The sequence below is a fragment of the Arthrobacter sp. CC3 genome (assembly GCF_039907775.1).
In the GTDB taxonomy this organism is placed as follows: domain Bacteria; phylum Actinomycetota; class Actinomycetes; order Actinomycetales; family Micrococcaceae; genus Arthrobacter.
In genome coordinates this window covers 33683-48495 of sequence record NZ_JARCCY010000038.1, presented here as the reverse complement: position 1 = coordinate 48495, position 14813 = coordinate 33683, and the positions used below count along the sequence as shown (strand labels likewise).

Here is a 14813-nt window from a genome sequence, read left to right as displayed (position 1 = left end):
TGGTCCTCGAACACCAGCTGCTCACCGCCGAGCAACTGGAAGAGCTCCTCAGCCCGCAACGCCTGGCCAACCTCAGCCGGTAGTCAACCGAAAAACCACTCGACACCCACCATCTAACCCGCCCGATTTAGAGGGAGCTGGGGCACACCGCCGTGCCCAAATATCCCCGGCCTCTACGCAAGGACTGAGTATGAAAAACAAATCAACGATGTGGATTCTGGCAGCGCTCGTGTTCGGAATCCTCAGCGGGCTGCTGTTCCACTGGCTGCTGCCAGCGGACACACGCGCATCCGTTGTGGCGGTCCTCGACACCGTGACGCACATGTTCCTCAACCTCATCAAAATGATCATTGCGCCGCTGATCTTTGCCACTCTCGTCTCCGGTATCGCGGGAGCGGCGAAATCGGCAGGGGTGGGCAAGCTCTTTGGACGCTCAATGATCTGGTTCCTGTCCGCCTCCGTCCTGGTGGGCGCCTTCGGTTTCATCACGGCCCACATCCTCAACGTCGGTGACGGGCTCCACCTGATGCCGGGTGGTGATGCCGGGATGGAAACGAAGCCCCTCGATTACCAGGAGTTCATTACCCACATCATCCCCACAAGCGTCTTCGCCGCGCTGACCGCCAACAACCCCCTGCAGATCCTCGTCTTCGGCGCTCTCTTTGGCATAGCCCTGCTCAACCTCCGGAAGAAGGGCCGCTCCTCCATAGCTGACGCCATCGATGAACTGATGGGGGTCATGTTGAAGGTCACCGGGTATGTGATGAAGGCGGCCCCGGTGGGGGTGTTCGCCGGCATCGCGGCAGCCTTCACCTCCAAGGGCGTGGATGCTTTCGCAACCTATGCCTCCTTCATCGGCGGCTTCTATGTCTCCCTGGCCGCCCTCTGGGCCATCATGATCGCCGTCGCCGTCGCTTTCCTCGGACGGGCCGCCTTCCGGCTGGTCCGGATCGTTCGCGAACCCATGGTCATCGCGTTCGCTACCTCCAGCAGCGAGGCCGCACTTCCCAAGCTCATTGAAGGCCTGACCAAGTTCGGCATCGCGAAGCGCACCACCGGTTTTGTGCTCCCCCTGGGTTACTCGTTCAACGTGGACGGTTCCATGATGTACATGACCTTTGCGTCGGTCTTCCTGATCAACGCCTACGGCATCGACATGGACCTCGGCCAGCAGATCGCGATGACCGCGATGCTCCTGCTCAGCAGCAAAGGCATGGCCGGCGTGCCCCGCGGGTCGCTCGTCGTGGTGGCTGCGGTGGTCCCTGGTTTCGGTATCCCCGCCGCCGGAATTGGCGTCTTGCTGGTGATCGACCAACTCCTGGACATGGGACGCACTGCCACCAACATCCTGGGAAATGCCATCGCTACCGCGGTCATCGGCCAAAAGCACGACAGGTCCGCGTCCCCGCTCGAAGCCCCTCGCCCCGACGCGTCCCACAGCACGCAAGACGGTGAATACAGCACGGAGCCTGAGCGCGTTTCGATGCACTGACCGGCCCCTGCACGGCCACTCAAGCTCCACCAGCGAATCCACTCCACACCAAATGAAAGGCCAAAGCCCATGACCGCTGCCTTTGAGCTCCAGAGCCCGACGGACGTGCAAACCACCACTAAGCAGGCGCAAAGGACGCGAAGAACACCGATCAGGACCCAAATCGTCGACTATCTGGCAAGCAATGGCGCAAGCAAAGTAGCCGACATCAGCAACGGCATCGCCTCGTGCCGGGACTCAGTCAGGCACCATCTGGCCGCGCTTGAGAGCGCCTCGATCGTCCGTTCCAACATTGCTCCGGGTGAAAGGGGCCGGTGCACGCCCTTCTACGCCCTCGCCCCTGCAACGCCCGGAAAGCCAGAAAAAACAGGGTCGGAATCCTAGCTGGGCGGCGCCGGCCGCTATCAGAGCGGACGACGGCGGGACCTCCTTCCGTCGTCCGCTTTGCCTTTCCGGCCGGATTCCCATGCCCGGCTCCCCCGGCCGACCGCGCCTTGGTTTGGGGACCTAAAACGTAGCGCTGGATTTAGTCCGGCATCCATATTTTCCGCGAAATGCTCTGGATAGCATGGAGTGACCGGACAGAGCCGTCCGGTCGGGTATCAACGCAGAAGGAAGCCCATGGCCGCAGCTACAGTGGACGACATCCTGTCGGATCTCCCCCTGGGTTTCGCCAGTCTCATTCTCCGGCCGTCCCGCGCAGATTCGCCGATCGAACGCTTCGTGATTGTTGACGCCGACGACGAAACATCCGACGGCGTGGCCGCGTTCGTCCTGCTGATCGGCGTTCGGGGACGCTCCGCATTGCCGGCGCTGCGGCGTCTGCTGAAAAATCCTCCCCTTGTGCTTGCCGTTAAGGGCAGTCCGGGCGAACTCGAGGAAGCTGAAGAGCTGCTCCGGGCAGCGGGAACGGGCCTGCTCCTGGTGGAACCGGCCGCGGACTGGGACCGGCTCCTGTCCATCGCCAAAGACCGGATCATGCCGCGCAGCTACCAGAGCGAAGTGCTGACGCTGCTGGAAGAAGACCTGTTCGCCATCGCGCAGACCACCGCACGCCTGACGTCCAGCCACGTGGTCATCGAGGACGCCGCCAACAAAGTCCTGGCCTACTCCACAGTGACCAATGACATCGACGAGCTCCGCAAGGCATCGATCCTTGCCCGCCGTGGTCCGCGAAAATACGAACTCCTCCTCAAGGACCTCGGCGCCTACCGCGAACTGCACCGGACACGCCTGCCTGTCAGGGTTCCGGCCCGGCCACAGGACGGGCTGAGGGAGCGCGTGGCCGTCGCCCTGTTCGCCGGCGAGCGCATCATGGGCTACATCTGGCTGCAGGAAACCGGGGACGGATTCGGCGCCGACGTCGACTATGTCCTGACCGGATCGGCCGCCCGGGTGTCAGCCGAGCTGATCCGCTACCGCAACCAGCAATCGGTGCACATGCGAGAGGACCGGATCGCGCGGATCCTTTCCGGCCCCGCGGAAGCCGCAGCGAGTGCACATAGCGAGAAGATCCCGGCGGACCGCCCCTCCGCACTGATCCTGCTGGGAATGTCCGCCGCTGAGGCGCAGGAAGACGATGCAGCCCTGAAACACGGGGAACTCGCCAACCTTGCGTCCATCCATGCGGCGGCCTACAAAGCGTCTGCCATCGTGGGGCAGTTCAACGGCGACACCGCCGTGATCGTCCCGGGACTTCAGTCCGCCAACGCCGAAGCCGGGCTGAGAAGCCTCGCCGAGGCCATCGTCCGGGACGCGGGGAAGCACCTGGGCATCAGTCCGTTCGCGGCAGTGGGGCCGATCGCCCCCGACCTCTTGTCGATTCATTCGGTGACCGCCAAGGCGGAGGCCCTGCTCGGCTGCATGCGGCGGTCAGGGACCGCGACAGTGGCCGCGTTGGGCGACTTCGAGGTGGACATCCTCTTCCACGAGGCGGTGCAGCACTTCACGGCCTCCGACTTCCGCCATCGCAGCCTCTGGACCCTCCTTCGCGACGATGGCGAACTGGCCGAAACCCTCCGGGCGTATTTCGAGGCATCGCTGGACGTGGCCGAATGCGCCCAGCGGATGAGGATGCACAAGAACACCGTCTACTACAGGATCAGCAAGATCAGCCGGGTCACCGGCCTCAACTTCAGCAATCCTCGAGATTCATTGGTCGCCCTGCTCCACCTCCAGGAGTGGGCCGCCACGCATAATAAGGAGCACCTGGGCAAGAAATGATGACAGCACTCGATTCACCGCCTCTTGGCCTGGTCCTGGCTGACATTGTCCGCAGCCACCGGCCCCGGAGTGAAGCCGGCTCGGTGCCCGCCAGCATCCCCCACCTGTCATCGCCGCCGTTCGACCGCTTCGGAATCGCGGTGGCCACAACCTCCGGGGACGTGTTCAGCGCCGGCGACGCCGACCTGCCCTTCTCGATCCAGAGCATCTCCAAGGTTTTCACCCTGGCCATGGCCCTCAGCGCCAACGACCCCGGCAGGCTGTGGTCCCGGGTGCTCCGCGAACCGTCGGGTACCTCGTTCAACTCCCTGGTGCAGCTTGAAGTGGAGCACGGAATCCCCCGGAACCCGTTCATCAATTCCGGCGCCCTCGTGGTGACCGACCACCTGATGGAAAGGTTCCCCGACGCTGCGGGTCATGTCCTGCAGTTCCTCCGCCGCCAGGTGGGGCAGCACAGTGGGCAGGGACCGTTCATCGATGAGCTCGCCGCAGGGAACGAGCTCGCCAACAGCAGCCGCAACCTGGCGCTAGCCCACTTCCTGAAGACCTTCGGCAACCTGCACCGGCCCCCCGAGGCCGTGGTGGAGAACTACGTCAGGCAGTGCTCCATCATGATGAATTGCGTCGAGATGGCGAAGGCCGGGCTGTTCCTTGCCCGCGGCGGGCACGGAACAAACGGCCCCGTCGTCTCCCGGAGCGAGGCCAAGCGCATCGGATCCATCATGCTCACGTGCGGCATGTACGATGCCGCCGGTGAGTTCGCCTACCGCGTCGGCCTTCCCGGTAAGAGCGGTGTGGGCGGCGGAATCCTGGTAATCGTCCCTGGCGAATGCGCTATCTGCGTCTGGAGCCCGCGGCTGGACTCCAAGGGAAATTCCCTGGCGGGCTCGGCGGCCCTCGCTGACCTGTCCGACCGCACCGGATGGTCCGTTTTCTGATCCGGTCCCGCACTTTTCCGTTCCACCCCCAGTTAGATCTTCAACCGGTCGAAAGGATCACCCATGCCCAACAACCCCAATGACGAGGTTGGCCAGTACGAGGCCGACAGCGGCCACGCGCATGCCTCCGAGAGACTCCTTCACGCGGAGGACAAGGGCTACCACAAGAGCCTGAAGCCGCGGCAGATCCAGATGATCGCAATCGGCGGCGCAATCGGTACCGGCCTGTTCCTCGGTGCCGGCGGCCGGCTGAATGCCGCAGGCCCGTCCCTGGTCATCGCCTACGCCGTCTGCGGCTTCTTCGCCTTCCTGATCCTCCGCGCGCTGGGCGAACTGGTGCTGCACCGCCCGTCGTCGGGCTCATTTGTCTCCTACGCCCGTGAGTTCTTCGGCGAGAAGGCAGCCTTTATCTCGGGCTGGTTCTACTGGATCAACTGGGCAACCACCACCATCGTGGACATCACCGCCGCAGCGCTCTACATGAACTTCTTCGGCCACTACATCCCCTGGATGGGAGCCGTACCGCAATGGGCCTGGGCCCTGATCGCCCTCATCGTCGTGCTGTGCCTGAACCTCGTCTCGGTCAAGGTCTTTGGCGAGATGGAATTCTGGTTCGCCATCATCAAGGTCGTCGCCCTCGTCGCATTCCTGCTCATCGGCACCTACTTCGTCATCTTCGGCACCCCTGCGGACGGCCAGGCCGTCGGTTTCAGCCTTATCAACGACAACGGCGGAATCTTCCCCAACGGCATCCTGCCCATGATCATCCTCATGCAGGGCGTATTGTTCGCCTACGCCTCGATCGAGTTGGTCGGGACGGCCGCCGGCGAAACCGAAAGCCCCGAAAAGATCATGCCGAAGGCCATCAACTCCGTGGTCTTCCGCATCGCCGTGTTCTATGTCGGCTCAGTCATCCTCCTGGCCCTGCTGCTGCCCTACACCTCTTACGAAAAGGGCGTCAGCCCCTTCGTGACCTTCTTCGGATCCATCGGCATCCAGGGCGTGGACGTCATCATGAACCTCGTGGTCCTCACCGCCGCTCTGTCCTCACTCAACGCCGGCCTCTACTCCACCGGCCGCATCCTTCGCTCCATGTCCGTGGCCGGCTCCGCCCCCAAATTTGCCCAGCGGATGAACAAAGCCGGCGTACCCTACGGCGGCATCGCCATCACCGCCGGCGTCTCCCTCCTCGGCGTCCCGCTGAACTACCTCGTCCCTTCCCAGGCCTTCGAGATCGTTCTCAATGTCGCCTCCGTGGGCATCGTCGTCACCTGGGCCACCATCGTCCTCTGCCAGATGCAGCTCAAACGCTGGGCGGACAGGGGCTGGCTGAATCGCCCGTCCTTCCGGATGTTCGGCGCTCCCTACACCGGCTACCTCTCACTCCTGTTCCTCGCCGGCGTCCTGGTGATGGTCTTCATCGACTCCCCGCTCACCCTCCTGGTCACCCTCATCGCATGCGCCCTTATGGTCGCCGGTTGGTACGCCTGCCGCAAACGGATCCACGAAATCGCCGAGGCACGCGAGGGCTATACCGGCGCCGCGCCCGTGGTGGCCAACCCGACTCCCATCAGGTAACTAGTCCCGCGACCGCCCGGGCTCGCCAGCCCCAGACCCCACCAACAACCGACGAAAGCCCGCCATGAACAGCCAAAACCTGCTGAGCCCGCAACCCCACGGGACGCCAACGGAAACCCAGACGACTGACAGCTGCGAGGACGGCTGCTTCTTCTGCACCGGACCGGAAACCGACTAGGTGCCGCCGGCGCCTCCACCCAAGAGACGTAAACCAACGCCCAGTCCAAGAAGACAAGTAGTGATGACAACGGAGTCCGCATCCACCATGACCGCAACCGACACTCAGTCGTTCGACAGCGACACCATCAATCAGATCGCAGCACAGCCAGCCTCCGCGGCTGACCCCGGAGCACTGAACCCCCGCGGCGGCGGCAGCCCGACCGGCGGTACTACCGCGAGGTCCGCCGGGCACGTGATTGTTGACTCCCTCGTGGCCCACGGAGTGGAGCGCACCTACGTTGTTCCCGGCGAAAGCTTCCTGGACGTGCTGGACGGGCTGCACGACTCCAAGATCGACACTGTGGTCTGCCGGCACGAAGGCGGCGCCGCGTATATGGCCGAAGCCGACGGCAAGATGAACCAGCGCCCGGGCGTCGCAATGGTGACGCGCGGACCCGGTGCGGCCAACGCCCACGTCGGCCTGCACACGGCCTGGCAGGATTCCACACCCATGCTGCTCTTTGTCGGGCTCATCCCCTTTGCGCACCGGGACCGCGAGGCATTTCAGGAATTCGACATCAAGGCCTGGTTCGACACCGGAGCCAAGCGGGTTATGGTGCTTGACCATGCCGAGCGGGCGTCCGAGATCGTCGCGGAAGCCATGTTCGCGGCCATGAGCGGGCGGCCAGGGCCCGTTGTGGTGGGCCTGCCGGAAGACATCATCCGGCAGCAGGTTGATCCGGTGCTTCACCCGAGGATCCCCGTGGCCGCGGGCGGCATGAGCACCACCGACGCCGAAGCACTCGCCGGCGCCCTTGCACTTTCCACGAAGCCGCTGTTTGTCACCGGAGGCAACGACTGGACCCAGGAAGCGGCCGGCCTGCTCACCGGCTGGCTCGAAAAGCACCACATCCCGGCCGCCGCGGAATGGCGTACGCAGGGTACGGTGTCCTTTGATTCGCCGTCCTACGTGGGCCCGATCGGCTACGGACGCCCCCGCCCCACGTACGACCTCCTGCAGGAAACCGACCTGCTCGTCTTCGTCGGGACGGTCCCTGGGGACGTGATTACCGACGGATTTGTCTGCCGCCAGGACTGGAACAAGCAGAACTTCCTGGTGACAATCGACCCCTCGCTGCGCGGCCGTTCAGGCCCCGTCTCACGGCAGATTGTGGCCAAACCGGATGCCTTCGTCCGCGACCTGCTGGGCATCGACCTCGCCGTGAAAGACGAGTGGAAGGCCTGGACCGCCAGGATGCGTGCCGAACAGACGTCCTTTGCCGCCCTGCCGCCGGCCGAGCCGGCGGCAGGGCCCGCCAGGATGGACACCCTGATGGCCAACCTCGTCCCGCGGCTGCCTGAGGATGCCATCGTGACGTTCGGAGCAGGCGAGCACACCAACTGGGCACACCGGTACTTCCCCACGCGCCGTTACGCCTCCATGATCAGCGCCAGGAACGGCTCCATGGGCTACTCCATCCCGTCGGCCATCGCCGCCTCGCTGGCCAGTCCGCAGCGCCGCGTGGTAACCATCGCCGGCGACGGGGAGTTCCTGATGAACGGTCAGGAGCTGGCCACTGCAGCCCAGTACGGGGCCACGCCACTGATCATCGTGATGGACAACCAGGAGTACGGAACCATCCGCACCCACCAGGAACGGCACTACCCGTCCCGGATTTCGGGGACTCAGCTGAAGAACCCCGACTTCGGCCTCATGGCCAGGGCGTTTGGCGGGTTCGGCATCACAGTCACCCGCGACGGGGACGTGCCGGACGCCCTCGACGCCGCGTTCCAGGCCATCGACCGGGAGGGAAGGTTTGCGCTCATCCACCTCATCGTGGAGCAGCGGGTGAAGGCTTACTGACTGGTCGGCGGGGCGCCTTCCCTGCTCGGCGACGGATGACGTACTCCGCCACCGCCACGTTGATCACCCAGCCCGCACCCAGGAGCACCACGCGGGTGGGCACATCGGTGGGGCCGATCAGGAGCAGCCAGGGAATGCCCACCAGCGCCTGGGTCCCCGCGCCCACGCCGATCGCGTAGGCCCGCGTCATCCAGGCGCCGTGCCGCACGAAGTCCCGGCGCCTGATCGCATCGAGCCCCAGGACGATGCTCACCAGCATGGCCGAGCCGAAGAACAGCCGTAGCGGCACATCGGCATAGCCGTCCGGAAGTGGATAGAACACGGACATCCACAGCCCCGAAAGCGCTGCGAGCAGGCCTGCCGGGATGAGGATGCGCCCGGCGATGCGGTGCCAGCCGCGCCGGCCCCGCAGCGAGGGGACAAACTGGAACGCCCCGAGCAGGGAGTAAACCGTAACGCTGACAATATGCGCCACCACCGGGACGGGAGAGGCGAAGAACCGCGCGTTCTGTGGCGTGACAGCTGCCCCGGACGTCAGCTCGGTCAGCCGGAGGGCACCGAAAATCACCGGAATGAGGCTGAGCAGCAGCAGGCCTGCAGGTACGGGCCACTGGGGCCGGGTACGCCGGACGGAGGCGGCAGGAGGGCTGGTGGTGTTGGTGCTCATGGCGGGTCCTTCGCTGGCCGGCGTACGGTGTACACCTCTTGCGAATGACCATAGGTGTACACAGTACACTTGTCAAGGGATCCGGGCTCCTGCAACATCGCCGGTACGCCTGTGATGAGTCTCACGCGCAATGAACGGCCTATTGGCTTGAGACGTCACCGCCCCTCTGTGCATCATGGAAAGGACGGTTGAGAACACGATTTCACAACCGCACCAGCCCTGATTTGGCGCTTCGGCGCAGTGAATGCAGCGGCAACGAACGACCCAACCTGGTGGACGCAACGAGGCCAAACCAGTGAGCTCGCCGAGCTGCGCAAGGCCTCTGAGCGTTCATGGATTGTCCCGTCCCGGGCTCCGCGCCGATGCGAAGCCCATGACCCAATTGATGAATGAGGCACCGAATAATGACGTTCGAAACCAATCACTCCGTAACCCTTAAGATCTGGGACCGCTCAGCTATCGATCACACGCTGGACGCCCTGGTGCACGACATTTCCACGAAGGCCAACGCCCACCGGAACGATGTTGCCGTCACCCTCAGCGGACCGAACACTTTCACGGTCAGCCTGAACCGCAGCTCCGCCCAGGGCGCCGCAGTCTAGGAAAACCAAGCACAACAAAAGCCAGCGGACGACGGCGGGAATTCCCGCCGTCGTCCGCTGGCCTTGTGGTTTAAATTTTCCGCCTGAGGACGAGTTACGCCACCGCCGTGGCGTTGGCGGGCGAACCGGTTCCTCCGGTGATGTTGAGCGGTTTGATGCTGACGAAGGCATCCCAGTTCCCGGTGGTTTTCAGGTGCCGGCTCAGGGGTCCGAGCCGCCACAGTTCACCCAGGGGCATGCCGAGTTTGGCGAGCAGCTGCTGGTGCATCATGCCGTGGTCATTCGGGGCGGAATGAAGGAACGGGCTGGTGGCCACGGGTGGCAGGCATTCGAGGGCGAAGTTGTCGGCGGCCAGCAACGCGATGCGGTTGTCCCAGGCCCACGCAACGAAGTCCCGGGACTGTTCGACGCCGCTTGCCCGCCTGCTGTCACGGAGCCGCCGTCTGTCCTCCGGGGGCAGTGCCAGGAACCACTCGCACCAGCCGGTGTGGAGCATGAGGATGTCGCCCGGGCGGAGGCTGAGGGACTGGGCCTGGACGGCAGCCTGGATCAGTTCGAGGCCCAGGGGCTCACCGCCCTCGTGGTCGATGGGGTTGCCTTGCCCCGCGCGGTAGCCGTCGAGGTCCACGAGCACTCCCCTGCCGACGATAGGCCGGTCTGCCCACGCCTGGATGCCGAGGTCCGGGGTGCCTTCCCTGATCCGGTCATCAGCGGTCCCATTGTAGAAACCCACGTCATCCGCCCTGCGGTGCCGGAGCCCGTCGATCTGCGTCGAGCCCTGGAGGTAGTACCCGTCCAGATAGTCGTCGCGGTGGGCCGGATGGGAGGAGTAGATCGTGTGGCGCGGGGCGCTGCGTTTGAGTGACATTCCGGGATCGAAGGCGTCCGCCGGGTAGTCCAGGCCAAAAACAGTCCCGGTCCTGATGGAGTTCCGGGCTTCCAGGACAATGTCCTGCGTGATGAACGAGGGCGTTCCGCGCTCGGGCTCAGGGAACAGTCCCCACGATGTGCCGGCGGGGTTGCCCGTTCGTTCGAGCAGTTCGTCGAAAGTCGGGTAAGGCACGGCGTCCGTTGTCCCTTTCATCGCGTTGTTGCCTCCTGCGGAGTCTGCCCCTGCTTCTGGTGTCGCTTGTAGCTCAGCAGGAATCCGGCGACGGCGCAGACGGAGGCTGCGACGCACATCGGGGTCTTGATCGCTTCGTTGAGGAGTTTCAGCCATTCGCCTTGGCCGGCGATCAGGGCGATGGCCTGGCCGGCCACGAACACCACTCCCCCGACGAGGAGCGCCGCAAGGGTCAGGACGAAGATGATTTCGGTGGTCCTTCTGATCTGGTGCATGGGTCGTGTTTCCTTTAGATCGGCAGGACGCCGAGGATGATCAGCACGCCGATGCCCAGCAGCGGCAGCGCGTAGTGGGTGAGCAGTCGGGCGAAAGTCCTTATCGGGTCCACGTCTGCGATGCCGCAGGCGACATACAGGGGCGCGCCTCCGGGCGGGACGGCTGCTTCGCAGGATGAGAAAACCAGTACGGCGACGGCCGCGGTGGTCGGCGGAACCCCGGCGGCAACGAGTGTCGCGACGCCCACCGTTCCCACGGCAGCCATCGTGGCTGTTGCGGAGAGGGGCGCGGCGACGGCGATGACGATCAGTCCGATCAGGATGGCCAGCAGCCACAGCGGTAAGTTCATCTCGCTGAGCAGCGCGGTCATCTGCTTGGGCAGTCCGGTGGCGGCGAGGGCGTTTGCCCCGGCGAAGGCGAAGACCACCGTGACACCGACAACGCCGAATCTCGGGGCGGAGTTCTGCAGCAGGGCCCACCAGGCCTGCCTGCCGGCGGGCAGCTGCTTCCTGCCCAGCAGTGCACCGGTGATGATGAGGACCACCGGGATCCAGACGACGACGCTGACGGACTTGGTGATGTCCCCGCCGGTCCAGTCCGACAGCGCCGAGGCGATGGCGCCTGAGGTGATGACCAGCGGGATGGCCACGACGACGAACAGCAGCATCGTCGTCCAGCCGCGGCTGAACGCCGTCCGGACGGGCAGGCGGTGTGCGGCGTCCAGGGGGGCCATCCCGCTCTTGCGGATCAGCAGCCAGGTGACGATCAGCCGGTGCAGGAAGCACCACAGCCCCCCGATGAGCAGCGGCAAGACGAGTTCGTTGACGTTCAGCAGGGGCCCGACGGTGGCGGACCCGACGAGGACGAACATGGAGGCGCTGAACGGAAAGGTGATCCCCATGCCCGCGTTGCCGGCCACGAGCGTCGCGGCCGAGGGCTTGTCGAGCCGGGACTTCTCCATCCAGGGGATGGTCACGGAACCCACGGTCGCGGCGATGGCGGCCTGGTTGTGGACCACCCCGCCGAGGCCGGCGGACGCCACGGTGGACACCCAGGCGGGGCCTCCCTTAACGCCGCCGATCAGGGAGTTCAACAGGTCGATGAGCTTGTCCAGCACCCCGGTCTTGTCCAGGAGATACCCCATGAAAACGAATGCCATGGTGGCGTAGACGATTTCATCCGTCACCGCCGAGTACAAGGAGGACCAGCCGATCTGCGCCCCGGCAGCCCCCGTGAACGGGAGTACCGCCAGGAATCCCAGGATCATGGCCTCCCCGACGCTGCGCTTGACCAGGGTGGTCCAGAGCAGGATGACGGCCAGGTAGGCGCCAAGGGCCCATATGCCGATCATGCTGCCGCTCCTGACGGGGAATTTCTTGCTCGGTAATCCATCGTTGCTTCTTGTCCCTGATTCTTCCTGATGCCCGGATCAGCGCAAGGCCGGTGCCGGTTCCTGGGCCATGCGTGTCAAGGCGCCGGATGAGGCCGTGGTCATCTCTGCCGGAACCCCAAGGTCCGACAGGTAGTCCGCAGTGTCCTGCATTTCCTTGGAGCGGCGCAACGCGTGCTTGGCCGTGCCCGTGAGGAACCTGTCGATGACCGCCTGTCCGTCGCCCGCGAGTTGCCCTGCGATCTGCGCCCGGATCCACTCTTCGAGCCCGGCCGCCCTGCCCGCGGTGACGGCCTCGACAACCACGGACGCCAGTCCCTTCATCAGGACACTGCGAAGGAGCTTATGGGCCATGGCCGCGCCGGGCTCGCCCTCGGCGATTTCGATCCCGGCACCGAGCGGGGCCAACAGATCGGCAACGGCCCGGGACCCGGGCCCGCTCACCATCAGGGGCGTCTTCACCCCCTGGGCGGGAACGGGTCCGAGAATGGCGACGTCCGCGAAAAGTGCTCCGCCGGCCAGCTCCCCCAGTTCCCTCATGACTCGTGGCGAAGAGGAGGTGAAGTCCGCGTAGCAGCTGCCGGCCGGCATGGCAGGCAGGCATTCCCGGGCGACGCTGCGCGCGGCGGCCGCTCCCGTGAGGACGAGGACGATCTCCGCGCCGGCGCAGGCTTCTGCCGCCGTTGCGGCCCGGGCCACGCCGGCCGGGGTGGATGGCGCGACGGGATCGAATCCTGTCACGCTGTGGCCGGCGGCGACGAGGGCGGCCGCGTAGGTGGCTCCTGCCTCACCGAGGCCGATGACGGTGCACGCTATCATTTGAGTTCTGCCTTTCGTGTAGTTGCGCTCGGCCTAGTGCCGGTCTGCGATGATCGCGGCACGGCGGCTGGTTTCGTCGGCGAAGACGGCTTCGGCGGCGTCGGCCACCGCGGCTGCCTGTTCCCTGGGGATGACCACGACGCCGTCGGAGTCACCGATGATGATGTCCCCCGGCAGGACCGGGACGCCGCCGAAGGAAATGGGGGTACCCAGTCGGGAAGGGCCGTTCTTGTACGGGCCTGCCGGCGTGATGGCGCGGGCGAAGACGGGCATGCCGATCTCGCAGAGGGCTTCGGCGTCACGGGCGGCCCCGTCCAGGGCGAAGCCGGCGATGCCAAGGTTGATGGCGCGTTCGCCGATGAGTTCACCCAGCAGGGCGCGGGATTCATCCCCGCCGCCGCTTACAACGATGACGTCCCCCGGGCGGGCGAGCTGAAGAGCGCGGTGGATCCCCTGGTTGTCTCCGGGGCGGGTCCAGACGGTAAAGGCGGGTCCGGCGAGGCGGGCGCCGGTCCAGACAGCCTGGATGGCGGAGTCAGCGATTCCCAGGCGGTCCATGGCGTCGCCGATGTTGGCGGCGGGAAGTTTGCCGAGGCGATCGAGCACGTTTCGTTCGGGGCGGGGGAAGTCTGCGTCGATGTCCTCAAGGACGGGGATTGTCATGATGGTGTCTTCCGTGAGTGGCGGGTGTTGGAGGATCAGTCTTTTTTCTGGACCAGCGGGAGGACCTTCTTGAAGTCCTCCTCCTGCCCTGCCCAGAACGTCCGGTAGTCCGTACCGTTGAGGTAGCTGGTCTGCAGGCCGAGGTCCTTCATCTTCTGGACAACGGCGGGGTCCTCAATGGCCTTCTGGAGGGCAGCTTCGATCTTCTTGGCAACTGCGTCGGGCAGCCCGGCAGGGGCGGAGTAGCCGCGCGCGGTGCCGGCTTCCACGTCGTAGCCGGATTCCTTGAACGTGGGAACATCCGGCAGGGCAGGTGAGCGCTCTGCGGTCATGACGCCCAGCACACGGGCCTTACCCTGCTTGGTCAGGTCGTTGACGTCGCTGACGTTGGCGACCAGGACGTCCACGTGCTTGCCGAGGAATGCGGTGGTGGCCTGGGAGGCGCCTTCGGAGAAGTGCACCGGGGCGAACTCGGAACCGGTGGTTTCCTGGATCTGGGCCAGGGCGAAGTGTTCGCCGGTCTGCAGGCCGGTGGTGCTCGCGGTCATGGACTTCGGCTTGGCCTTGGCGGCGTCGAGGAGTTCCTTCAGCGTCTTGTACGGGCTGTCAGGCTGGACGGCGATGACGGCGGGGTCAATGACCTGGCGTCCGAGGGGCTGGAAGCTGTCCCGCGTGTACTTGGCGCCGCGGGCCGGATCCAGGGGTGAAGCAACCACTGACGGGGAGCCGGTTGCGCCGATCGTGTATCCGTCCGGCTTGGCGCTGGTCAGCTGGGTGTAGCCGATCTGTCCGCCGGCACCCGGCTTGTTGATGACCTCGACGTTGGTGCCGAGTTCCTTCTCCAGGATCGGCTGGACGAGGCGGGCTGCGGTGTCCACGGCCCCGCCGGACGAGAAGGCCACGATCAGGTCGATGGACTTGCCCTTTTTCGGGAAGTCATCCCCGGCGCCGGTGGCTGCGCCGGCATTGGCGCCGCAGCCGGTGAGGGCGATAAGGGCTGCTGCGGCGAAGGCTGCGGTGATTTTTGTGCGTGACAAGGTCTTCTCCTTTGAAGAGATGTAGGGGCTAGGGGGTGGTTG

General features: G+C 65.2%; 13 protein-coding genes. 6 read left to right on the top strand and 7 right to left on the bottom strand.

Going from position 1 to position 14813, the window contains the following annotated elements; genetic code table 11:
• Positions 1-190: 190 nt before the first annotated feature.
• From PV761_RS19010 to PV761_RS18990, 5 genes are all read left to right on the top strand, one after another.
• On the top strand, positions 191-1492 hold the full coding sequence (locus PV761_RS19010) for a dicarboxylate/amino acid:cation symporter (RefSeq protein WP_028269870.1): 1302 nt from the start codon (positions 191-193) through the stop codon (positions 1490-1492).
• Between the two features lie 621 nt (positions 1493-2113).
• On the top strand, positions 2114-3715 hold the full coding sequence (locus PV761_RS19005) for a helix-turn-helix domain-containing protein (RefSeq protein ID WP_028269868.1): 1602 nt from the start codon (positions 2114-2116) through the stop codon (positions 3713-3715).
• Positions 3712-4653: a glutaminase gene (locus PV761_RS19000; RefSeq protein WP_028269867.1), complete on the top strand. Its 942-nt coding sequence runs from the start codon at positions 3712-3714 to the stop codon at positions 4651-4653. The genes PV761_RS19005 and PV761_RS19000 overlap by 4 nt, the downstream gene beginning before the upstream one ends.
• A gap of 63 nt (positions 4654-4716) precedes the next feature.
• Positions 4717-6231, top strand: a complete 1515-nt coding sequence (locus PV761_RS18995; RefSeq protein WP_347899164.1) for an amino acid permease — start codon at positions 4717-4719, stop codon at positions 6229-6231.
• A 241-nt stretch (positions 6232-6472) separates the two neighbouring features.
• The gene (locus tag PV761_RS18990; RefSeq protein ID WP_347899162.1) at positions 6473-8254 is read left to right on the top strand and encodes a thiamine pyrophosphate-dependent enzyme; all 1782 of its coding nucleotides are present in this window, start codon (positions 6473-6475) and stop codon (positions 8252-8254) included.
• Here the strand turns inward: PV761_RS18990 and PV761_RS18985 are convergent.
• A complete protein-coding gene (locus PV761_RS18985) occupies positions 8223-8921 on the bottom strand; it encodes a DUF2306 domain-containing protein (RefSeq protein ID WP_347899160.1) in 699 nt (232 codons plus the stop codon). The genes PV761_RS18990 and PV761_RS18985 overlap by 32 nt on opposite strands.
• Before the next feature lie 404 nt (positions 8922-9325).
• Between PV761_RS18985 and PV761_RS18980 the strand changes: the two genes are divergently transcribed.
• A complete protein-coding gene (locus tag PV761_RS18980; RefSeq protein ID WP_028269864.1) occupies positions 9326-9523 on the top strand; it encodes a hypothetical protein in 198 nt (65 codons plus the stop codon).
• A gap of 94 nt (positions 9524-9617) precedes the next feature.
• Here PV761_RS18980 and PV761_RS18975 read toward each other — a convergent pair whose 3' ends face one another.
• The 6 genes from PV761_RS18975 to PV761_RS18950 form a co-directional block, all read right to left on the bottom strand.
• Positions 9618-10607, bottom strand: a complete 990-nt coding sequence (locus PV761_RS18975; protein WP_347899158.1) for a cyclase family protein — start codon at positions 10605-10607, stop codon at positions 9618-9620.
• Positions 10604-10861, bottom strand: coding sequence for a hypothetical protein (locus PV761_RS18970; RefSeq protein WP_347899156.1), 258 nt, complete (start codon positions 10859-10861; stop codon positions 10604-10606). Before PV761_RS18970 ends, PV761_RS18975 begins: the two co-directional genes overlap by 4 nt.
• Before the next feature lie 14 nt (positions 10862-10875).
• Entirely contained in the window at positions 10876-12213 is a 1338-nt protein-coding gene (locus tag PV761_RS18965; RefSeq protein ID WP_347899154.1) for a TRAP transporter large permease subunit, read from the bottom strand.
• 78 nt (positions 12214-12291) lie between these two features.
• Entirely contained in the window at positions 12292-13071 is a 780-nt protein-coding gene (locus PV761_RS18960; RefSeq protein WP_347899153.1) for a DUF1932 domain-containing protein, read from the bottom strand.
• Positions 13072-13104: 33 nt separating this feature from the next.
• Positions 13105-13734, bottom strand: a complete 630-nt coding sequence (locus PV761_RS18955; protein ID WP_347899151.1) for a methyltransferase — start codon at positions 13732-13734, stop codon at positions 13105-13107.
• 35 nt (positions 13735-13769) lie between these two features.
• Positions 13770-14771 (bottom strand): tripartite tricarboxylate transporter substrate binding protein, encoded by a 1002-nt coding sequence (locus tag PV761_RS18950; protein ID WP_347899149.1) that lies wholly within the window; start codon positions 14769-14771, stop codon positions 13770-13772.
• Positions 14772-14813: the final 42 nt, after the last annotated feature.

Coding starts and splice junctions, on each gene's coding strand:
- PV761_RS19010 (WP_028269870.1), top strand. CDS start 191: ATGAAAAACAAATCAACGATGTGGATTCTGGCAGCGCTCGTGTTCGGA.
- PV761_RS19005 (WP_028269868.1), top strand. CDS start 2,114: ATGGCCGCAGCTACAGTGGACGACATCCTGTCGGATCTCCCCCTGGGT.
- PV761_RS19000 (WP_028269867.1), top strand. CDS start 3,712: ATGATGACAGCACTCGATTCACCGCCTCTTGGCCTGGTCCTGGCTGAC.
- PV761_RS18995 (WP_347899164.1), top strand. CDS start 4,717: ATGCCCAACAACCCCAATGACGAGGTTGGCCAGTACGAGGCCGACAGC.
- PV761_RS18990 (WP_347899162.1), top strand. CDS start 6,473: ATGACAACGGAGTCCGCATCCACCATGACCGCAACCGACACTCAGTCG.
- PV761_RS18985 (WP_347899160.1), bottom strand. CDS start 8,921: ATGAGCACCAACACCACCAGCCCTCCTGCCGCCTCCGTCCGGCGTACC.
- PV761_RS18980 (WP_028269864.1), top strand. CDS start 9,326: ATGACGTTCGAAACCAATCACTCCGTAACCCTTAAGATCTGGGACCGC.
- PV761_RS18975 (WP_347899158.1), bottom strand. CDS start 10,607: ATGAAAGGGACAACGGACGCCGTGCCTTACCCGACTTTCGACGAACTG.
- PV761_RS18970 (WP_347899156.1), bottom strand. CDS start 10,861: ATGCACCAGATCAGAAGGACCACCGAAATCATCTTCGTCCTGACCCTT.
- PV761_RS18965 (WP_347899154.1), bottom strand. CDS start 12,213: ATGATCGGCATATGGGCCCTTGGCGCCTACCTGGCCGTCATCCTGCTC.
- PV761_RS18960 (WP_347899153.1), bottom strand. CDS start 13,071: ATGATAGCGTGCACCGTCATCGGCCTCGGTGAGGCAGGAGCCACCTAC.
- PV761_RS18955 (WP_347899151.1), bottom strand. CDS start 13,734: ATGACAATCCCCGTCCTTGAGGACATCGACGCAGACTTCCCCCGCCCC.